The organism is Aneurinibacillus aneurinilyticus ATCC 12856 (genome assembly GCF_000466385.1).
GTDB classification, from domain to species: Bacteria; Bacillota; Bacilli; order Aneurinibacillales; family Aneurinibacillaceae; genus Aneurinibacillus; species Aneurinibacillus aneurinilyticus.
In genome coordinates this window covers 24,336-44,183 of the sequence record NZ_KE952738.1, presented here as the reverse complement: position 1 = coordinate 44,183, position 19,848 = coordinate 24,336, and the positions used below count along the sequence as shown (strand labels likewise).

20 protein-coding genes and 1 pseudogene are annotated in these 19,848 nt (G+C 46.5%); 20 read left to right on the top strand and 1 reads right to left on the bottom strand.

All coding sequences use genetic code 11. From position 1 onward, the window contains the following. Window positions 1-76: 76 nt before the first annotated feature. The 10 genes and pseudogenes from HMPREF0083_RS07230 to HMPREF0083_RS07185 all read left to right on the top strand — a co-directional run bounded on the left by HMPREF0083_RS07230 (window position 77) and on the right by HMPREF0083_RS07185 (window position 10,252). Window positions 77-1,432, top strand: a complete 1,356-nt coding sequence (locus tag HMPREF0083_RS07230) for a sensor histidine kinase (RefSeq protein WP_021620529.1) — start codon at window positions 77-79, stop codon at window positions 1,430-1,432. Then, window positions 1,425-2,049: pseudogene (locus HMPREF0083_RS07225) on the top strand (response regulator). The gene HMPREF0083_RS07230 and the pseudogene HMPREF0083_RS07225 overlap by 8 nt, the downstream one beginning before the upstream one ends. A 91-nt stretch (window positions 2,050-2,140) precedes the next feature. After that, window positions 2,141-2,344, top strand: coding sequence for a hypothetical protein (locus HMPREF0083_RS07220; protein ID WP_021620526.1), 204 nt, complete (start codon window positions 2,141-2,143; stop codon window positions 2,342-2,344). Window positions 2,345-2,490: 146 nt separating this feature from the next. Then, window positions 2,491-2,982 (top strand): spore coat protein, encoded by a 492-nt coding sequence (locus HMPREF0083_RS07215; protein WP_148315906.1) that lies wholly within the window; start codon window positions 2,491-2,493, stop codon window positions 2,980-2,982. 177 nt (window positions 2,983-3,159) lie between these two features. Then, the gene (locus HMPREF0083_RS07210; RefSeq protein ID WP_040301853.1) at window positions 3,160-4,170 is read left to right on the top strand and encodes an ABC transporter ATP-binding protein; all 1,011 of its coding nucleotides are present in this window, start codon (window positions 3,160-3,162) and stop codon (window positions 4,168-4,170) included. Beyond that, the gene (locus tag HMPREF0083_RS07205) at window positions 4,136-5,107 is read left to right on the top strand and encodes an ABC transporter ATP-binding protein (protein WP_021620523.1); all 972 of its coding nucleotides are present in this window, start codon (window positions 4,136-4,138) and stop codon (window positions 5,105-5,107) included. Before HMPREF0083_RS07210 ends, HMPREF0083_RS07205 begins: the two co-directional genes overlap by 35 nt. Before the next feature lie 31 nt (window positions 5,108-5,138). After that, the gene (locus HMPREF0083_RS07200; protein ID WP_040301851.1) at window positions 5,139-6,800 is read left to right on the top strand and encodes an ABC transporter substrate-binding protein; all 1,662 of its coding nucleotides are present in this window, start codon (window positions 5,139-5,141) and stop codon (window positions 6,798-6,800) included. Between the two features lie 80 nt (window positions 6,801-6,880). Then, entirely contained in the window at window positions 6,881-7,885 is a 1,005-nt protein-coding gene (locus tag HMPREF0083_RS07195; RefSeq protein WP_040301849.1) for an ABC transporter permease, read from the top strand. Window positions 7,886-7,896: 11 nt separating this feature from the next. Further along, window positions 7,897-8,793: a nickel transporter permease gene (gene nikC, locus HMPREF0083_RS07190; protein ID WP_021620520.1), complete on the top strand. Its 897-nt coding sequence runs from the start codon at window positions 7,897-7,899 to the stop codon at window positions 8,791-8,793. Between the two features lie 382 nt (window positions 8,794-9,175). Then, window positions 9,176-10,252, top strand: coding sequence for a D-alanine--D-alanine ligase (locus tag HMPREF0083_RS07185; RefSeq protein ID WP_021620519.1), 1,077 nt, complete (start codon window positions 9,176-9,178; stop codon window positions 10,250-10,252). A 77-nt stretch (window positions 10,253-10,329) separates the two neighbouring features. Here the strand turns inward: HMPREF0083_RS07185 and HMPREF0083_RS07180 are convergent, their stop codons facing one another. Then, entirely contained in the window at window positions 10,330-11,715 is a 1,386-nt protein-coding gene (locus HMPREF0083_RS07180; protein ID WP_021620518.1) for a UDP-N-acetylmuramoyl-tripeptide--D-alanyl-D-alanine ligase, read from the bottom strand. Between the two features lie 226 nt (window positions 11,716-11,941). Between HMPREF0083_RS07180 and rpsU the strand changes: the two genes are divergently transcribed. From rpsU to era, 10 genes are all read left to right on the top strand, one after another. Continuing rightward, entirely contained in the window at window positions 11,942-12,115 is a 174-nt protein-coding gene (rpsU, locus tag HMPREF0083_RS07175) for a 30S ribosomal protein S21 (RefSeq protein ID WP_040301847.1), read from the top strand. A gap of 12 nt (window positions 12,116-12,127) precedes the next feature. Beyond that, window positions 12,128-12,571, top strand: a complete 444-nt coding sequence (locus HMPREF0083_RS07170; protein WP_021620516.1) for a GatB/YqeY domain-containing protein — start codon at window positions 12,128-12,130, stop codon at window positions 12,569-12,571. Window positions 12,572-12,840: 269 nt separating this feature from the next. Then, window positions 12,841-13,122: a sporulation protein YqfC gene (gene yqfC / locus HMPREF0083_RS07165; RefSeq protein ID WP_040301845.1), complete on the top strand. Its 282-nt coding sequence runs from the start codon at window positions 12,841-12,843 to the stop codon at window positions 13,120-13,122. Window positions 13,123-13,137: 15 nt separating this feature from the next. After that, complete coding sequence (yqfD, locus tag HMPREF0083_RS07160) at window positions 13,138-14,322, top strand: sporulation protein YqfD (RefSeq protein ID WP_021620513.1); 1,185 nt, start codon at window positions 13,138-13,140, stop codon at window positions 14,320-14,322. A 6-nt stretch (window positions 14,323-14,328) separates the two neighbouring features. Next, entirely contained in the window at window positions 14,329-15,294 is a 966-nt protein-coding gene (locus HMPREF0083_RS07155; RefSeq protein ID WP_021620512.1) for a PhoH family protein, read from the top strand. Between the two features lie 43 nt (window positions 15,295-15,337). After that, a complete protein-coding gene (locus HMPREF0083_RS07150) occupies window positions 15,338-17,461 on the top strand; it encodes an HD family phosphohydrolase (RefSeq protein ID WP_021620511.1) in 2,124 nt (707 codons plus the stop codon). Continuing rightward, complete coding sequence (ybeY, locus tag HMPREF0083_RS07145) at window positions 17,458-17,940, top strand: rRNA maturation RNase YbeY (RefSeq protein WP_021620510.1); 483 nt, start codon at window positions 17,458-17,460, stop codon at window positions 17,938-17,940. The genes HMPREF0083_RS07150 and ybeY overlap by 4 nt, the downstream gene beginning before the upstream one ends. Before the next feature lie 12 nt (window positions 17,941-17,952). Beyond that, window positions 17,953-18,465: a diacylglycerol kinase gene (locus tag HMPREF0083_RS07140; protein ID WP_021620509.1), complete on the top strand. Its 513-nt coding sequence runs from the start codon at window positions 17,953-17,955 to the stop codon at window positions 18,463-18,465. 1 nt (window position 18,466) lies between these two features. Then, entirely contained in the window at window positions 18,467-18,865 is a 399-nt protein-coding gene (locus HMPREF0083_RS07135; protein WP_021620508.1) for a cytidine deaminase, read from the top strand. After that, window positions 18,858-19,766 (top strand): GTPase Era, encoded by a 909-nt coding sequence (era, locus tag HMPREF0083_RS07130; RefSeq protein WP_021620507.1) that lies wholly within the window; start codon window positions 18,858-18,860, stop codon window positions 19,764-19,766. Before HMPREF0083_RS07135 ends, era begins: the two co-directional genes overlap by 8 nt. Window positions 19,767-19,848: the final 82 nt, after the last annotated feature.

Here is a 19,848-nt window from a genome sequence, read left to right as displayed (position 1 = left end):
CTGGATCATACTGGATAATCAACACCCTTGATACTTAACAGGAAAAAATAGAATAGGGAGTAAGGGAGATGGGGTAGTGGGCACAAGGTGGACAGGCTCGCTGAAAATATGGCTTGGCATAGGTCTCCTTCTATTCGGACTTGCATTACCTTTTATCGTGAAGCCGGAGTATACCGGGATTTTGCGCATGATTCAAATTCTACAGGTACGTCCGACCGGAAACTCGTTTATGGTAGTAGTGCTGCTTCTTATGGTGTGGAATGTGATGTACTCACTGCCGCATTATATCGGTGCTTTTCTATTAGGGGATGAATGGGGCAGGAGAACAGGGAAGGCATGGGTAAAGATCATTCTTCCATTATTGTTGATTCCTATCATAACGTATGTAGAATACGTGTACAATCCATTGAAGTTTCCGTTTGGATTACCGGGGGTCCTGCTTCTTATCTCTATGTTTGTGTTGCAGCGAGTGACGCATAACCAGCTGGAATCTCGCATGAAAATACTTCTGTTGGTACAGCTTCTCCTCGGATTTCAATGGTTGGAAGTTATCCCGTTTATTCCTAATCTCAGCTTTGGAGAAAATCAGATTCTTAACAAAATGAAAGAAATGGCGTTTACTTTAGGATTCGATCAGGCGCTTGGCATGTATAGTTTGATGATGTGCTTTATTTTAATTTTGAATGCTGTAATCGTCTCTATCTTCCTGACGATGTCAGCACAGAAATGGAACGATCGTAAGAAGCTTCATCTGGCCCAATTAGAGGCGATTCACTCCCGTTCAGGTCGTGAGGTGCTTCACCTTGTGCATGATTTAAAGACACCGCTTACATCTGTGGAAGGCCTTATTTCCTTAATTGAAATGCGGGTAGAGGATGAGAAGCTGCGGGAGTATTGTCGGATGAGTTCACAATCAATTGCATCGATGAGCGAGATGATTTCTGAGATGTTATATGAGGATAGAAAAGGCTGGGTGAAGCTTGCGGATGTAATGAACTATGTTCATGCAAGCCGATTGAGTGGTACAGGCTCCTGTGTCGATATTGCGCTCTCTGAGCATAGCGAAATGTGGATATGGATTAACAAAATTCATATGACCCGTGCACTGGTAAATCTGATTGATAATGCGCTTGATGCAGTGAAGGATAGAGAAGACGGAAGAGTGACATTATGTGCAGAAGTAGAAGCAGATGAAATCAAACTCGGTGTGTCGGATAACGGGTCCGGCATCGCTTTAGAGGATCAGAAGAAAATCTGGGAGGCGGGCTACAGTACAAAGCGCCATCCGGGGCTAGGTCTCTCATTCGTTCTTCAGGTGGCGGAAAGCCACGACGGGTTTGTCTCGATACATAGTAAGATTGGGGAAGGAACGACTGTATGGATTCATCTGCGGGGAGGAGAGACTCATTGTGAAAATCTTAATTATGGATGATGATGCTACGGTTCGGTTTATGCTGCGTGAGATTTGCGAGAGTGCAGGCTGGAACATTGTATTTGGCAGCAATGGCAGGGAAGGCGTGGATTTATTCCGTACTGAACGGGCCGATGTCGTGCTCGTAGATTATCATATGCCAGATGGACGGGCTTCGGGCTGTTCAGGAAATCCGCAAACTGGACGAACATGTGCCTATTCTTGTCCTAACGGTTGATGAACGTCAGGAAATCGCAGATCGCTTTCTTGATGTGGGGGCAACCGATTTTGCCATCAAGCCTGTGCGGGCACCGGATTTAATCTCTCGTATCCAGTTGCATCTTCGGCTTTCTAAGCTGACAAAGGAAAGTGAGAAAGAAACGTCTGAGGCGAAAAAAAATCAAGAACTGGAGGCGCCGAAGGGCATCAGTACGACTACGTTGAACCATATTGCGGGATTCTTGCGTGACCGACGGAAGCCATGCACAATTGATGAGATTACGAAGGACGTCGGCTTGGCGTATCCAACTGTGTATCGTTCGCTCGTATATATGATGCAGAAAGGAAAAGTGCGGACCATTATTAGCTATCAAAAGGTGGGCCGTCCGAAAAATAAATACGAGTGGCGCGGCGAGTAGCCTAGACAGATATCCATTTTTTTCACTTCTTGTTTTCACCTGCATATATTGATGGTGATGGACAAGAAGATATGGAGGTGGGTTTCACGCAATGAGTAAAGGGGAAGAAAACGATTTTTCACATCTATCAAAGTCGTTGGCCGATTTGATTGTCAGCGATGTATTTGAAAGGAATAAAGTCGTAGTTCGGAAAGATATCCCAGAAGAACAGAAACAGAAGATTAGAAAACTTGCTCAAGATTTGCAGGAGCAAGTAGACGCTTTTTTGCAAAAAGAAAGAGGAGAAAATTTATAAGCTTTGCTTGTATTCAGGTTTATTGTTATGTTCCTGCCATGCGTAGAATTTTCTAAGAATACACACATGTGGAGGGACGCTTGTCTATACAAATCCTTCTTCGTCCTCATATCCTGTAATATATTCGAACGAAGGAGGAACCCAATTTGAGAAAGAGAATGTTTCGTTATGATGAACGTGACGCTTACTGCTGTAATAACGATAAGCAATCATGGGATACAAAATTCGATATACTAGATCTGAACTGCCACCATCGGGTGGATGATGATATATTGGAGCAGGATGCAAAGCAAGTAGAAAGCACTATCCAAAAATCAAATGAATTGATTGTTATTAAAGATTCTTGCGATGTCAAGGTTAAAACGACGGATACACGAGCAGCGGTTAATCTTCAGGCTGCGCTTCAGTTTGCAATTGCGGCCGTTATTGACATTTCGGTATCAGGCAGCGACGATGATTCAAAAATTTCTCAAAAGCTGTTGCAAAAAATCCAGGTAAAACAGATTCATAATCAAAAAACTGTTATTGAGAACTCTAAAGGTGTTAAAGTAAAGACAAAGGACACAGACCTGTCGGTTAACATTCAACTGCTAGCACAAATTCTTGCTGCTTTAGTGGCTAGGCTCGATGTCAAATAATTAATAGCGTGGAAGGCTTTTTCTTTAGGGGTTCCTAAGGCGGAAAGCCTTTTTTTTCTTTTTTTTCTGTTGTTATCCAGTTACATCATACATATACTTGAATACAGAATTAACAAAATATTATACGTATTTCAACAAATGACAACGATTCAACAGCAAGTAGAAGGAGGTGAAAAAATGAAGCCACTACTCAATATTAGCGGGCTAAAAACTCATTTTTTCACGGCGGAAGGGGTCGTCCGTTCGGTGGACGGAGTCGACATTATGATTGGTGAGGGAGAAACGGTCGGATTGGTCGGGGAATCCGGCTGCGGCAAAAGTGTTACGTCGTTATCCATTATGCGGCTCGTACCATGGCCTCCGGGAAAAATTGTTGAGGGGTCCATCATGTTTCAGGATAAGGATATCGTCTGTTTATCGGAAGCGGAAATGCGCGACATCCGAGGCAATGATATTGCCATGATTTTTCAGGATCCGATGACAAGTCTGAATCCGGTATTTACGATTGGCGATCAAATCGTAGAAACAATTCGCCTACATATGAAGTTGAATAAAAAGAAAGCGCTATCAAGGGCGGTTGACTTGCTAAAGCAGGTCGGTATTCCGAGGGCGGAGCAAATTGTCAACGAATATCCGCACCGTCTGTCAGGTGGAATGCGACAGCGGGTAGTTATTGCGATGGCAATGGCATGTAACCCAAAGTTACTGATTGCAGATGAGCCGACGACGGCACTCGATGTAACCATCCAGGCGCAGATTCTGGACTTGATGCGCAAGCTTAAGAAAGACAACGGTACTTCAATTCTTATGATTACACATGACCTTGGCGTTGTAGCCGAGATGTGTGATCGGGTCGTTGTGATGTATGGCGGCAAGGTGGTCGAAGAGGCCGATGTGAATACGCTGTTTACAGCCCCATCGCATCCGTATACGAAGGGACTGCTGCAGTCCATTCCGTCAATTGATCAGGAGAAAGAATGGCTGGATTCAATTCCTGGTAACGTGCCGATACCGTCTGAGATGCCAGAAGGGTGCAAGTTTGCTCCGCGCTGTATATATGCGATGGAACGCTGCCAGACAGAAGAGCCAACATTGTATGAAATAGGCAATGGACAGAAGTCTCGTTGCTTCCTGGTAGAGGAGGGTGCAAGATATGACGGAAACACTATTGAAAGTAAGACATCTTAAGAAATATTTTCCGGTTCGCCAGGGGATTTTGCAGCGCACAATCGGATATGTCAAAGCGGTGGATGACATTGATTTTGATATTTTTCGGGGCGAGACGTTGGGATTGGTAGGGGAATCGGGCTGTGGCAAATCAACGACAGGCCGTTCGATTCTGCGGCTCATTGAACCGACTGACGGCGTCATCGAATTCGAAGGCCGGGATATTAGCAACGTTAAAAGTGGCAAGATGCGTACACTGTACCGGGACATGCAGTTGATTTTCCAGGACCCGTATGCATCGCTCAATCCGCGCAAGACTGTGGAGAAGCTGCTTGGTGAGCCGATGGCCGTACACGGCATGTATACACCGAGTGAGAGAAAGAAGCGGGTGCATGAATTGCTGGAAGTTGTAGGGCTCCATGCATACCATGCTGCGAGGTATCCTCACGAATTTTCCGGTGGACAGCGGCAACGAATTGGTATTGCGAGGGCCCTGGCTCTGCAGCCGAAGCTTGTTATTTGTGATGAACCGGTATCCGCATTGGATGTATCCATTCAATCGCAAGTGCTTAATTTGCTGAAGCAATTGCAGCAGGAGCTTGGTCTGACCTATTTGTTTATTGCCCACGATTTAAGTGTGGTCAAGCATATTAGCGATCGCATTGGAGTAATGTACCTGGGCCGTATAGTTGAACTCTCACACAAAAAAAGCCTTTACAGTAAGCCGCTTCACCCGTATACTCAGGCGCTGCTCTCCGCAGTACCCGTAGCGAATCCGCGCGAAAAGCGGGATCGTATTATTCTTGAAGGGGATGTGCCAAGCCCTGCCAACCCGCCTGGAGGTTGCACGTTTCATCCGCGTTGTTCGGCCTGTATGGATATCTGCCGAACGGAGCGTCCGCTACTCCGCGATTTTGGGGACGGGCATATGGTGGCTTGCCATTTATACAATCAATAAAACGTAAGGGAGAAAAAGGGGGACGATGAACATGGGGCATAGAAAGTATGGCAGAAAGACGATGGCAATTCTCTCAGCTATTCTATTGACCACATCATTGGGACTTGTGGCATGCGGCAGTGGCGACAAGGTGAAAGAGACGACGGGCAAACCGGCACAGGAACAGAAGGGAGGAACGCTGCTTTTTGCACGTGGCGGGGATTCCACGACGCTTGATCCGCAGAACAGTACGGAAGGCGAGACGACACGTGTAACGGACAATATCTTTGATACGCTCGTTCAATATAAGAAGGACAGTACAGAAGTTGAGCCGGCATTGGCAACCCAATGGGAAAGCAGTCCAGACGGTAAAATATGGACATTCACCCTGCGTGAAAACGTGAAATTCCACGACGGTACGGAGTTTGACGCGAATTCGGTAAAATTCAACTTCGACCGTATGTTGGACAAGAGTAATGAATACCACGTGGGCGGTAACTTTGATTACGTCATCAGTCAATTCACTGCCTTTAAAGGCGAGCCAGGTGCCGTGATTAAAGAAGTAAAGGTATTGGACAAAAACAAAATACAATTCATTCTGAATGTACCGCAAGCTCCATTCCTTGCCAATATCGCGATGCCATTCTTTGCGATTGAGAGTCCGGAGGCTATTAAGAAACATAAAGACAAGATTGGTCAGCATCCAGTCGGCACAGGACCTTACAAGTTCGTAGAGGGTGGCTGGAAGCCAAATGACACGATTACGCTGGAAAAAAACAAGGAATATTGGAAAGGCGAACCGATACTCGACAAAATTATCTTTAAGGTTATTCCTGATAATACGGCGCGTCTTACTGCGCTCAAATCCGGTGAAGTAGATCTTATTGATGGCATGAATCCGTCTGATGCAGCGATTGTGGAATCGGACAAAAATTTGACGCTGTATGAACGTCCGTCAATGAACGTCGGCTATCTCTCCTTCAATACGGAGAAAAAGCCATTTGATAATCCAAAAGTGCGCCAGGCATTGGCTATGGCAGTGGATAAACGAGGACTGGTCGATGCGTTCTTCGCAAAGCGGGGACAGCCGGCGACGAATGCGCTGCCACCGTCCATCTGGGGCTATAACAAAGAATTGGAAGCAAAGGACTATAAATACGATTTAGAAAAAGCGAAGCAACTGTTGGCTGAAGCTGGCTATCCGAATGGCTTCGAGACGGATCTATGGGCAATGCCTGTATCTCGTCCGTACATGCCACAGCCGCAAAAAATTGCTGAATCCATTCAAGCTGACTTTGCGAAAATCGGTGTAAAAACAAAACTTGTCTCCATGGAATGGGGGACCTATTTGAAGAAGACAAAGAACGGCGAGCACACAATGGCATTGCTTGGCTGGACCGGAGACAATGGAGACCCGGATAACTTCCTGTATGTGTTGCTAGACAAGGATAACGCCAAGCCGCCGGCTGCACAGAATATCTCGCTCTACAAAAATGAAAAAGTGCATGAACTGCTGATTAAAGCTCAAACGACACCGGATCAGAAGGTGCGTGAAGATTTGTATAAGCAAGCGCAGGAAATTATTCTCAATGACGCTCCAATGGTTCCGTTTGTACATTCCACACCGGTACTGGCAAGTTCCAGCAAGGTTAAAGGCTATGTGCCGCATGCAACCGGTTCGGAAAAATTGAATGATGTATCAATTGAAAAGTAGGTAGCAAAGCATCGTTATTCATGGGTGCATGCGAAAGCCGCATGCACTCTTTTTCCGACTTCTTAAGGCAGGTGAAGAATATGTTTTCATATATTATCCGCCGGCTGCTGCACCTTATTCCCGTCCTAATCGGGATGTCGCTCGTTGTATTTGCCATTATTCATGCGATTCCCGGCGACCCGGCATTGATGATTTTGGGCGAACACGCGACACCGGGAGCACTGGAGGCCCTTAGGGCGAAGTTGCATTTGAATGAACCTCTGTATCAGCAATATTTTTATTATATGCTTGATATTTTACAGGGGGACCTTGGGGAATCGCTCCGTACGAAGCAGGCGATTAGCCTGGAGATTGGTGCCTATTTGACCGCAACGATTGAGTTGGCAATTGCGGCGCTTATCTTTGCAATTGTTGTCGGAGTAAATGCAGGTATCATCGCGGCGTGGAAGCGTGCTTCCTGGTTTGACTATATTGCTATGCTAGTAGCCCTTGTTGGCGTGTCGATGCCCGTTTTCTGGCTCGGGTTGATGGAACAATGGGTATTCGTAGATAAACTGGATTTACTGCCATCGACTGGCCGATTCAATCCACGTGAGCCGGTGGATGGAATTACGGGCTTCTATGTGCTGGATACGATTCTTTCGGGTAACTGGGCAGGCTTGAAGGATGTTGTTTTGCACCTCATTCTGCCAAGCATTGCGCTTGGAACCATTCCAATGGCGATTATTGCGCGCATGACGCGTTCGTCTATGCTTGAAGTGATGAAATCAGATTATATCCGTACGGCTCGCGCCAAAGGATTACGTGAGTTTTGGGTGATATACAAACACGCGCTGCGCAATGCGTTTGCGCCTGTGTTGACCGTTATTGGCCTTCAGCTCGGTTCGTTGCTCGGAGGAGCCATACTCACCGAAACGATTTTCGGCTGGCCGGGCGTTGGGCGCTATATTAATGATGCCATTGCTTTCCGCGATTATCCGGTTGTGCAATCCGGCGTTTTGGTTATTGCGTTCCTGTTTGTCATGATCAATCTGGTTGTCGATATTTTATACGCTTATATCGATCCACGCATTCAATACAAGTAGGGGGTGGCAGCATGCAGTCGACAGCGCAGGTGAATACGCAGGCGGCAGGCCCGGTGCGGACTCGGCAGAGTTCCCCCTGGCGCGATGCCTGGTATCGGTTAAAAAAGCAAAAAACCGCTCTGATCGGTTTGTTCGTTATTATATTTTTTATCGTTGTAGGGCTGCTGGCTCCTGTGATTACAAGCCAGCCCTGGGATGGACAGAATCTTGCAGATAAGTTAAAGCCGCCAAGTGCCCAGCATTGGTTTGGGACGGACGATTTAGGGCGCGATATTTTTACACGGGTCATTTATGGCGCGCGCATCTCGCTCTGGGTTGGATTTTTCTCTGTTGTCGGCTCGATTGTCATTGGCACGTCTATGGGGCTTGTTGCTGGATATTATGGACGTTGGGTGGATACAATTATTTCCAGGCTATTTGATATTATTCTGGCGTTTCCAAGCATCCTTTTAGCCATTGCCATCGTTACGATTCTTGGTCCGGGGCTTTCTAATGCCCTTATTGCGATCGCTGTTATTAATGTGCCGACGTACGGGCGGCTCGTGCGTTCGCGTGTACTTAGTATCAAAGAAGAAGAATACGTGACGGCAGCAAAAGTATTGGGAATGTCGCACGCAAGGATACTCTTCTCCCATATTCTGCCCAATAGCATGGCGCCGATTATCGTACAGGGAACGCTCGGTGTTGCCACCGCAGTGCTGGAAGCGGCCGCGCTTGGTTTTCTAGGGCTTGGTGCACAAGCCCCCCAGCCTGAATGGGGCAAGATGATCGCTGATTCAAGGCAATACATTACCGCTGCATACTGGACGGTTTTATTTCCTGGATTGGCAATTATGCTAACTGTGCTCGGATTTAACTTATTCGGAGATGGGCTTCGGGACGCTCTTGATCCGAAAATGAAACAATAAAACTAAAAGGCGTGGGATATTCCACGCCTTTTAGTTTGTCAAGCCATTATAAAGGCCTAACCGGTACACAAATATCTACAGCCATTTTGCCTTCTGGCAGTTTACAATTTTCAGGAATTTATATTTATATGTCCCGCGGTGTGAGGTGGATAAACGCGCACAGCACCGAGTTCATGCACCGGGGTTAGGATTGGCTGTGTATCCGCGCTCTAGATTGTGAAAATATTAGTGCTCCCACCCTCTTGAAAAACTGGTATGATAAATATGTTATCCAAAAATTCATTCGTACATAGTATGAAGAGAATAGAGAACGCATAAGTATCAGTCGTTCCTGCTGTGTTTGGGAACAGGCTATGCAAGAGAATAAAGGAGGACATTGCGGGTGTCAAACAAGCGGAAAGTAGGCCTGATTTACGGGGGAAAATCAAGTGAGCACGAAGTATCTGTCCATACAGCCCTGTCTGTTATCAACGCGGTTGATAAAGCGCGGTATGAAGTGCTTCCGATATATATTGATGTGAATGGACAATGGGTACAGGGGCCTTGGATTGAACGCGAAATTACCCATGTGAACGAATTGCGTTTTACTCTGAAAGACTACCAGGCGCCGAACGTATTCACGCTTAACAATACGGTGGATGTTGTATTCCCGGTCATTCACGGGCCAAACGGAGAGGATGGTACGCTCCAAGGATTTCTTGAGCTCATCGATGTACCGTATGTCGGCTCCGGTGTACTTGGTTCATCAGTTGGAATGGACAAAATCATGATGAAAGAGGTATTCGGGAATGCAGGCTTGCCACAGGGCAAATATAAAAGCTATCTGCGCAGTGAACTGGAAACGAATTTTGAAGCGATTTGCAATGATATTGAAGCGGAAATCGGACTCCCGTGCTTTGTTAAACCAGCCAATATGGGATCAAGCGTGGGCATCAGCAAGGCAAAAAATCGTCAGGGTCTTGTAGAAGCGTTAAGGTTAGCTGCTCGTTTTGATAGAAAAGTAATCGTAGAAGCGTTCATCTCTGGACGTGAACTGGAAATTGGTGTGCTTGGTAATGAATATCCTGACACTTCCGTTGTAGGGGAGATCGTGTCTGGTAATGAATTTTATGATTATGAAGCGAAATACAAAAGCAATAACACTCGTCTTGATATCCCGGCAAATGTACCGGATAGTGTAGTATCCCGGATGAAAAAGCTTGCCGCACAAGCATTTCTTGCTCTGGATTGCAGTGGTTTATCCCGCGTCGACTTCTTCTGGGATGAAGCGAAAGATGAGCTGTACATTAATGAAATCAATACGATGCCAGGCTTTACTCCATTCAGTATGTACCCGATGCTGTGGAAGGAAGCGGGTGTGCCGTACGCCGAATTGATTGATCGTCTCATTGATTTCGGAATTGAACGGCATGAAGAGAAAAAAGCCAACGCACTTGTGGCGGAACAGTTTAACGATTAATACATTCATTAAAGGGAAGAGGCTCTGTTTTTATCCGCAAACAGGGCCTCTTCCCTTTTAATTTGTACACTGATGTATTAACGTAGTTTATCGAGTAGTGTCTCCAGAGCCATACCGCGTGAAGCCTTTAGTAGAAGGGCGATATCCGGACTTTTGAATGTTTCCAGGTAGATAGACGCTTCTTCTTTATCTGCAAAATATTTTGCCTTAGTCCCATAGCTTTCTGCAAGGTGTTTTGCATCGTTGCCGATGGCAATCACTTCAAAGATGCCTTCCATTGTTTTTAGTTCTTCGCCGACCTGGCGATGATATGCTGCACTTTGCTTGCCCAATTCGAACATATCGCCAAGTACGAGTACTTTTTTGCGTTCCGGATAAATGGACAGGAACGTTTTAATAGATGCGATCATTGAAGACGGGCTGGCATTGTATGCATCGTTAATAATCAACAGTCCGTTTGCGCCGTCTATGCGCTCAAAGCGCATCGTAGAGATTGATAGCGTGGCAAGTCGTTCCACGATTTCTCCGGTCGAAATGCCGAGCTGCATAGCGATGAAAATGCAGGGGAGTACATTTGAGATGTTGTGCTCACCGAATAACGGCATAAAGCAGTTGAATTGCTCGCCTTCGTTCGTAGTAACAATGAAATGACTTCCATTCTCGTCAAATGAAATATTGGACGCTATAATATCGGCTACACGAGATTTCTCCCCTTCATGGTGTACATGATAAAAGAACGTTTTGCCGGGGTTCAAATGTGCCAGGTTGGCTACTAGCTCGTCATCTTGATTCAAACAGGCGAAGCCTTGAGGGTTTGTGTGGCCCAGAATCTCGCCTTTTGCCTGTGCGATCATCTCTTTAGACTCGAAAAACTCTATATGGGCGTCATTGACATTTGTAATAACGCTGAAGGTTGGACGCACCATACCTGCGAGGAAATCAATTTCGCCCGCATGATTCATCCCAAGCTCAAGCACGGCTGCATCCGTATCGGGTGTGATCTGCAGCAACGAGAGCGGCACCCCAAGATGGTTGTTGAAGTTTTTGTATGTTTTATATACTTTTTTCTGCCCTGACAGTAAGTGTGCCAGAATGTCTTTTGTGGTCGTTTTTCCGTTGCTTCCGGTAATAGCGGCGATCGGCAGGTATAAGCGATTGCGGTGGATACGCGCAATTTGCTGGAATGCTTTTTCCGTATTTCCAACCAGAATGAGTGCGAATGATTTTGCAAGCCCAGCTTGCCGGGCTTTAGCCTCATCGGAGACAAAAGCGGCGACCGCACCTGTTTGTGCCGCTTTCGGCAAGAATTCGTGTCCGTCCCGCGCACCGCCGGTCAGTGCTACAAACAATGCGCCGTCCCCAAGCTTACGCGAATCAAAATGTACAGATGTAATCTTTGTGTGTTCGTTCCCTTGAAGCAAGGTTCCCTCCGTAATTTCCATTATCTCTTTTACGGTAAACATACAGGATGTCCTCCCTGTTTTTGCTTTTTGTCATGATACATACCTATTATAACTCTATTTGCGTCCAAGAAGATGCCCCCATCTTCCTGTTCGTTAAAAAGTGAAAAAATGGTCTTTCGAGGTTGACCTACCTATCCCTGTATAATATAATGTTTTTTGACGACTTTTGGAGATGTTTCTCTTCTCGGGTCGTCACCGATGGTTAAGGCGGAGGGAGGGGAAACAAATGGCAGAAGTTCGTGTACGTAAAAACGAGTCGTTAGACCAAGCGCTACGTCGATTCAAACGTGACTGCTCCAAAGATGGCGTTCTTGCTGAAGTTAAAAAACGCAGACACTATGAGAAGCCAAGCATTAAACGCAAGAAGAAGTCTGAGGCAGCGCGTAAGCGCAAGTTTTAGGAGGAACAGTTAATGAGACTCGTCGATCGTCTTACCGATGATATGAAGCAAGCGATGAAAGATAAAGACAAGCTCAAACTTTCCGTTATCCGGATGGTTAAATCTTCTATTAAGAATGAGGAGATCAACCAGGGGAAAGAACTGTCTGACGATGAAGTGCTTACTGTCTTGACTCGTGAGCTAAAGCAAAGACGCGATTCCCTCCAAGAATTCGAAAAAGCTGGTCGTGATGACCTCGCGGCATCCGCACGAGATGAAATTAATATACTTATGGAATATATGCCTGAGCAATTGAGTGAAGAAGAAATCCGTGCACTGGTGAATGAAATCATTCAGCAAACCGGCGCTTCTTCGAAGAAAGACATGGGAAAAGTGATGGGCGCGCTAATGCCTAAGGTAAAAGGTCGCGCTGACGGAACCCTGGTTAGTAAGGTCGTTCAGGAATCTTTGTCATAAGGTGTATAAAGCCCCGCCTGTATTATGCAGGTGGGGCTTTTATATATGAATAAGAAAGCGATATCTACTTTCTTCCGACAATATCCGGAAAAATATAAACAGTTAGCAAAAGGGAGGTGGAGTACAACCACCTCCTTTACTTATTTGTGTTTGCACAGACTCCTTCCCTGCTGTTTTTCCCCTTCATATTTTCTTTTGCGGGAGCATAGTGTGAAGATAGAGAGTCGTATCATTCTTTCGGAGAATTGATGCGGAAAGGGGGCTTGCTCATGAGAAAATGGAGCGAAAAATGGCGGCGGTTTGCGACTGGTGCACTTGATATGCCGCAGGACTTAACGATGGAGATGCCCCGCATTACAATGATTGGTCAGTTGCAGATGTATATCGAAAATCATCGCGGAGTCCTTTGGTTCAGCAATCAGGAGCTCCGTTTGCTTTTAACGAAAGGGCAGTTATTAATTCGGGGACAAAATCTTGTAATCCGGGCCATTTTACCGGAAGAAGTGCTGGTAGAAGGTGTCGTGGATCAGGTCGTATTTCTGGATGAATAGAGAGGAGAGACGGTGATGAAGCACGGAGAAAATTGGTTTCGGGGGTATCTTGTCCTGAGGGTGCGCGGAAAGCGTATTGAACGTTTCTTAAATCGAATTGTAGGACAAGGTATTCAAGTATGGGACATTCGACGAAACGGGGAAGAGGCGTACTTAAGCCTTCCGCTCGAATCTTTCCGCAGCATCAAGCCGTTTCTTAAAGAAACCGGATGCCGCAGCCGTGTTGTCCGGCGGATTGGTTTCCCCTTTTTTCTGCGAAAAATGTGGACGCGCTCTATGTTTGCGGTAGGGATTGTCATATTTTTCATCGGCATTTATTTCTTGTCCAACATCGTCTGGAGCATACAAGTGGTTGGCAATGAGAAAATTCCAGCCCATCAGATTAAACAAGCTGCAGAACAAGCCGGTGTCAGACAAGGAGCGTTTATTTTTCGGCTCCCTGAAGCGGAGCAAATGCAGCGCGACCTTATGAAGCGGCTTCCGCAGGCATCATGGATCGGCTTCGAGATGAAAGGAACGACCGCTGTCATTCGTGTTGTTGAGAAGGTGATGCCTGAGAAAAAGGAAAGTCCTGGTCCGAGACACATTGTTGCCACCAAAAAAGCAGTCATCCATTCTATCTTTGCAGAACGTGGACGGCCTATGGTCCGAATTAATGATTGGGTCAAGCCTGGAGATGTGCTTATTTCCGGTGTATTGGGAGGGGAAGAGCACTCTGTACTCGTACCGGCAGGTGGACGGGTAGAGGGGGAGACATGGTATGAATCTTCGGTCGTTGTGCCACTGAAACAGAAACGGCCGATACTAACCGGGGAAAGCTATACGAATCGTTATGTAATGTTTGGCAAATATGCAGTCAAAATCCAGGGTTTTACTGCTAAGCCGTATGTTCAGTCCGTTAAAACCGAGGATACGGGTTGGATAACATTCGGAAAAAAATCTTTCCCGCTTGGGATTAAGAAAGAAGTCATACGCCAAAGTGAGTGGCTTGATATTACATTGACCGAAAAAGAAGCCAAAGAAACAGGAATAAAATACGCAAAGGAAAATCTGATAAAACAAGTGAAAAAAGGCGGTTATATTAAGGCGGAAAAAGTTTTGCACGAGAAGCAAGAGAATGGTAAAGTTTATATGAAGATTCATTTTGTTGTAGTGGAAGATATTGCAGCAGAGCAGCCTATTACCTACGAAGGAGAATGAGGTCTTTTGCATGTAGAAGAGACAAGCAAAACCATACACCTTGAAAGTGCGGAGGAAGCCAGCCAGCTTTTTGGTCCGCATGATTCCTATCTGAAAGAAATCGAAAATGCAACACCGGCGCACATATTTGCTCGAAGTGAAGAAATCACTATCTCTGGCCTTGCTCAGGAGGTAGAGCGGAATGCCCGCCTGATTGAAGTACTGGCATCGCTTCTGCGTCGAGGAATCAAGCTTTCTCCGCAGGATGTGCTGTACGCGATTCAATTGTCCAAGGAGGATGCGCTGGAAGAGTTAATGGAGTTGTATGAACAACCTATTGCTACTTCTGTTAAGGGGAAACCCATCCGTGTCAAAACGCTTGGACAGCGTCATTATGTTACCTCTATTAAGAAAAAGGATATCGTGTTCGGCATCGGCCCGGCCGGTACGGGAAAGACGTACCTTGCTGTAGTTATGGCCGTAACAGCTCTCAAGGCTAATCGTGTTAAACGAATTGTACTGACGCGTCCCGCTGTGGAAGCAGGGGAGAATCTGGGCTTTCTGCCGGGAGATCTGCAGGAGAAGGTGGACCCGTATTTGCGTCCTCTGTATGATGCGTTGCAGGATTTGCTTAGCACGGAGAACATGGCGAAATACATGGAACGGGGCATCATTGAAGTTGCACCATTGGCGTATATGCGTGGGCGGACGCTTGATGATTCGTTCATCATTCTTGACGAAGCACAGAATACGACGCCTGAGCAAATGAAGATGTTTTTGACGCGGCTTGGTTTTGGCTCCAAAATGGTCATCACGGGAGATGTAACTCAGGTCGACTTGCCGCGTGGTAAAAAATCCGGATTGCAGGATGCATGCCGGAAGCTTGAAGGAATTGAAGGCATTTCTTTTGTGTATTTGACTGGAATGGACGTAGTGCGCCATCCGCTGGTGCAAAAAGTCATTACTGCCTATGAGCAGGAAAGCGAGACCTAGCTTTGGAACGGGCTAGGCGTCTTGCAAGAAGGGGTTGTACGACATGAAAGCAAGTCTACGGCGGCTGCATCTCTCTGTCCCGGAGTCGTGGAAAACAAACATAACGATTCGTCGGTTGCTGTTTCTCTTCCTAGGACTGATGATTTATTTGCCGCTTATGGGAGATGTCCTGCCTAAAACGTTCGATTTAAACGTCAATACCGTAAGCGATGTCACACTGACGGCGCCTGTAACTGTTGAGGATAGCGAAGCGACTGAACAGGCGCGTGCCAAGGCAATCAGTGAAGTGCAGCCCGTATATTCGCGCGATGACACGATTACGATGCATCAGGTAAAGCTCGTCTCATTCATTTATAAAAAAGCGGGTGAATTGGCGGCCCGTCAGGATATGGCTCCAGAAGCCAAGCTGAAAGAATTGAAGGAGAATATCCCGTTTTCCTTATCTGCAGATACCATGCAATCGCTTCTGACAATGCCTGCTCCTGCATTGAATGCAGCGGCTCAGGAAACGAATAAAGTGGTAACGTCCATCATGCAGAAGGGAATTGATAAGAAAACAGCTTCCGATCCGGAAGTCATTCAGCAGTTGGTTAATCAGCAGATTGTACTGGTCGATCTTGATAGCAAATCGCGCAGGGTGGTGCGCGAAGTAGCGATGCCGAGCATTGCGCCAAATGTGACGATTAATGAAGAGTCAACCAACACGCTTAAGGAAACAGTGCGTCGTTCGGTGAAGCCGATTATGATTTATAAAGGAGAAGTATTGGTCGAGAAGGATCAATACATTTCTGAAGAGGTGTATCGCAAGCTGAATGCGGCAGGACTTCTGGAACGCAATGCCAGCAAGCTACCATTCCTGGGGCTTGCGCTGTTAGTAGCCTTTAGTGTGCTGTTTCTTCGTACGTATATAGCTCAGGCGCATCGCAAAATTTATAAAAGCAATGCGCATATTCTGATGTTGTCGCTCATTATTTTCCTAAATATTATTTTTATGAAAATCATGAGCAGCTTCAGTACGATTGACTTTTTCTCGCCCGGCTACGGCGTTCCGATTGCGCTTGGTTCGATGCTGATTGCTATTCTTCTGGATACGCAGCTCGCCATTGTTTGCAGCGTTCTGTTCGCTTTTGCCGCAGGCATTATATTCAACTTCGAGAGTTTGCTTCCGGTTGATTTCCGCTATGCACTGTACGGATTTCTGAGCGGTGTGGCCGGTGCGTATTCATTGGGTAAGGCGACGAAGCGGACGCGAATTCTTCAGGCGGGATTCTTCGTGTCTGCAATGAACATCATAGCGATTTCTGCTTTGTATTTGTTAGTGTCTTCAACAGGAAGCTGGCGGGAGTTGCTGAATGAATATGCTTTCGGTGCGATTAGCGGTTTACTGGCAGCGATACTGGCCATCGGCTTCCTGCCCTTCTTTGAAGGACTATTCGGTATTTTATCGCCGATGCGCTTGATTGAGCTATCCAGCCCGAACCAGCCCCTTCTGCGCCGAATGCTGATGGAGACACCAGGCACCTACCACCACAGCATGATGGTAGCCAGTCTATCGGAAGCAGCGTGCGAAGCGGTAGGAGCAGACGGGTTATTGGCCCGGGTTGGTGCCTACTATCATGATGTAGGCAAGATGAAACGTCCGCATTTCTTTATTGAGAATCAGATTAACAGGGATAATCCGCATGATACGCTGGCGCCTGGCCTCAGCAAACGCATCATTATTGCCCATGTGGAAGATGGTGTGCGTATTCTTGAGGAGAATGGATTGCCAAAGCAGATTATCGATTTCGCACAGCAGCATCATGGTACGACGCTATTGAAGTTTTTCTACCATAAGGCGGCTAAAGCATCCGAGACACCAATTCCAGAATCGGAGTATCGTTATCCGGGTCCGAAAGCGCAGACGCGGGAGACGGCGATTGTAGGCATTTGCGACAGCGCCGAAGCAGCGGTGCGTTCGATGTCCCATCCGACTCCCGAGAGCATCGAAACATTGGTACGCCGCATTATTGCCGACCGGCTTGAAGATGGACAATTTAATGAATGTGACTTGACCATGCAGGAGCTTGAACGTGTAGCGCAGACAATCTGCGAGACGCTGCAAGGATTTTTCCATAACCGGATCGAGTATCCGGACGATAAACAGATGGCGGTGAAGCAAGCATGAGCATAGAGATAGAATTCATCCAGGAATATGAGCCAGAGCTATCTGAGGAGCTGCTCGATCTTATACGCCGGGTGCTCGAAGAAGCGGCGCGTGCGGAGGAGGTCGAAGGAGAGCTGACGGTGACATTTGTCGGTAATGAACGGATTCATGAACTGAATCGGGATTATCGGGGAATTGACCGTCCGACTGATGTGCTTTCGTTTGCGATGAATGAAGAAGGTGAAGATGAGATGGAGATTTTTCTTGATGAGGAAATGGATGATATGCCGAATATGTTAGGTGATATTATCATCTCCATTCCAAAAGCACAGGAGCAGGCCGAAGAATATGGGCATTCTTTCGAACGGGAGATGGGTTTTCTTGCAGTACATGGCTTTCTTCATCTGAACGGGTATGATCATGAGACGGAGTCGGAAGAGCGTGAGATGTTTGGCCGGCAGGAAGAGATCCTGAATCGGGTGCGCCTTACGCGCGAATAGGCGGGGAGCAATGTGAGAAACAAAAATGAGTGGCAGCGGTTGAAGCGCAGCTTCTTCTATGCTATCTGCGGAATACGCGAGACTGTGAAGACTCAGCGAAACATGCAAATCCATGTTATCATGGCGTTGCTTGTACTCCTTTTGGGATGGTTTCTGGCCATTCCGAAAGGAGATGTTTTGCTGGTCTTTTTTTCTGTTTTTCTTGTGCTTATTTTGGAGACCGTAAATACTGCAATCGAAAAAGCTGTCGATTTGACGATAGGTGATACGTTCCATCCGCTGGCAAAAGCGGCGAAAGATGCGGCGGCGGGTGCGGTGCTGTTCGGAGCGATCTTGTCGGTACTGGTAGGGATTTATGTGTTTTTGGAACCGCTGTGGCAGTTCATACAGAACGGAGAAAGAAGGGTAATACATACAGAAGAGCGGGGCGAGATAGCCTTTCTCTTGATCGTCGCCCTGATGTTCATCTTTGTTGTTTGGCTGTTGGTGGAATGTTTTCGCCCGGAAAAAAAGGAGGAAGATTGAAATGGACAATCAAGCGCTGCTTAAGGAAGCGATGAAAGCACGCCAAAAAGCGTATACACCTTATTCCCAGTTTAAAGTGGGCGCAGCTCTTCTAACGAAAGAAGGAAAGGTGTATCATGGATGCAATGTGGAAAACGCCGCATATTCCTTATGCAACTGTGCGGAGAGAACAGCATTATTCGCTGCATATGCCCAGGGCGATCTTGAATACAAGCGCCTGGCTATTGTAGCTGATACTCCGGGACCGTGCTCACCTTGTGGCGCATGTCGTCAGGTAATCTCTGAACTGTGTCCACCGCAGATGGAGGTTGTGATGAGTAACCTGACCGGAGACACCAAGATTATGACTGTGGCAGAACTTCTGCCCGGTGCATTCAATCAGGAGGACTTGAATGGATAACAAAGGGTATAAATCAGGATTCGTAGCTATCGTTGGCCGCCCAAATGTAGGGAAGTCGACGCTAATGAATTATATTGTCGGACAAAAAGTTGCAATTATGTCAGACAAACCACAGACGACGCGGAATAAAATTCGTGCCGTCTACACATCCGAAGAAGGCCAGATTATTTTTTTGGACACACCCGGTGTTCATAAACCAAAATCAAAGCTTGGTAATTACATGAACCGCATGGTGGAGAATGCGCTGCGTGAAGTAGATGTTGTTTTGTTCCTGGTAGACGCATCGGAGAAGCTGGGACCCGGTGACGAATACATTATCGAGAAGCTGAAAGAAGTGAAAACGCCAGTATATCTCGTTATTAATAAAATTGATAAAGTGCATCCAGAGGAGCTTCTGCCATTCATTGATCAGTACAAAGAACTGTATGCGTTTGAAGAAATTGTACCGGTTTCTGCGCTCCAGGGGAATAACGTCAATCGCTTAATGGAGCAATTGCTTGCAAAGCTGCCGGAAGGGCCTCAATATTATCCTGAGGATCAAATTACAGATCATCCGGAGCGATTCGTCGTAGCGGAGCTAATTCGGGAGAAGATTCTGCATCTTACCCGCGAAGAAGTGCCTCATTCCATCGCTGTTGTTATTGAACAGATGAAACCGAGGGAAGATAACGAGCATCTTATTGATATTTATGCTACAATTTATACAGAACGACCTACGCAGAAGGGAATTCTTGTCGGCAAGCAAGGTTCGATGATGAAAGAAATCGGTATGCGTGCCAGAGAAGACATTGAGAGGCTGCTAGGAACCAAGGTATATCTTAACTTGTGGATTAAAGTAAAGAAAGATTGGCGCAATCAGGAGAATATGTTCAAGAATTTCGGCTTTTATGATGAAGAGTAGCCATGGAACTGGTAAAACTTCCAATGGATAGCGTATTTTGCGCCGGGCCATGATAATAATAAGGTTTCGTCACTCATGCTTT

What these genes read in the sequence shown, in the direction of transcription:
- HMPREF0083_RS07220 (WP_021620526.1), top strand. Translation starts at nt 2,141, where the DNA reads ATGAGTAAAGGGGAAGAAAACGATTTTTCACATCTATCAAAGTCGTTG.
- HMPREF0083_RS07210 (WP_040301853.1), top strand. Translation starts at nt 3,160, where the DNA reads ATGAAGCCACTACTCAATATTAGCGGGCTAAAAACTCATTTTTTCACG.
- HMPREF0083_RS07205 (WP_021620523.1), top strand. Translation starts at nt 4,136, where the DNA reads ATGACGGAAACACTATTGAAAGTAAGACATCTTAAGAAATATTTTCCG.
- HMPREF0083_RS07200 (WP_040301851.1), top strand. Translation starts at nt 5,139, where the DNA reads ATGGGGCATAGAAAGTATGGCAGAAAGACGATGGCAATTCTCTCAGCT.
- HMPREF0083_RS07195 (WP_040301849.1), top strand. Translation starts at nt 6,881, where the DNA reads ATGTTTTCATATATTATCCGCCGGCTGCTGCACCTTATTCCCGTCCTA.
- nikC (WP_021620520.1), top strand. Translation starts at nt 7,897, where the DNA reads ATGCAGTCGACAGCGCAGGTGAATACGCAGGCGGCAGGCCCGGTGCGG.
- HMPREF0083_RS07180 (WP_021620518.1), bottom strand. Translation starts at nt 11,715, where the DNA reads ATGTTTACCGTAAAAGAGATAATGGAAATTACGGAGGGAACCTTGCTT.
- rpsU (WP_040301847.1), top strand. Translation starts at nt 11,942, where the DNA reads ATGGCAGAAGTTCGTGTACGTAAAAACGAGTCGTTAGACCAAGCGCTA.
- HMPREF0083_RS07170 (WP_021620516.1), top strand. Translation starts at nt 12,128, where the DNA reads ATGAGACTCGTCGATCGTCTTACCGATGATATGAAGCAAGCGATGAAA.
- yqfC (WP_040301845.1), top strand. Translation starts at nt 12,841, where the DNA reads ATGAGAAAATGGAGCGAAAAATGGCGGCGGTTTGCGACTGGTGCACTT.
- yqfD (WP_021620513.1), top strand. Translation starts at nt 13,138, where the DNA reads ATGAAGCACGGAGAAAATTGGTTTCGGGGGTATCTTGTCCTGAGGGTG.
- HMPREF0083_RS07150 (WP_021620511.1), top strand. Translation starts at nt 15,338, where the DNA reads ATGAAAGCAAGTCTACGGCGGCTGCATCTCTCTGTCCCGGAGTCGTGG.
- ybeY (WP_021620510.1), top strand. Translation starts at nt 17,458, where the DNA reads ATGAGCATAGAGATAGAATTCATCCAGGAATATGAGCCAGAGCTATCT.
- HMPREF0083_RS07135 (WP_021620508.1), top strand. Translation starts at nt 18,467, where the DNA reads ATGGACAATCAAGCGCTGCTTAAGGAAGCGATGAAAGCACGCCAAAAA.
- era (WP_021620507.1), top strand. Translation starts at nt 18,858, where the DNA reads ATGGATAACAAAGGGTATAAATCAGGATTCGTAGCTATCGTTGGCCGC.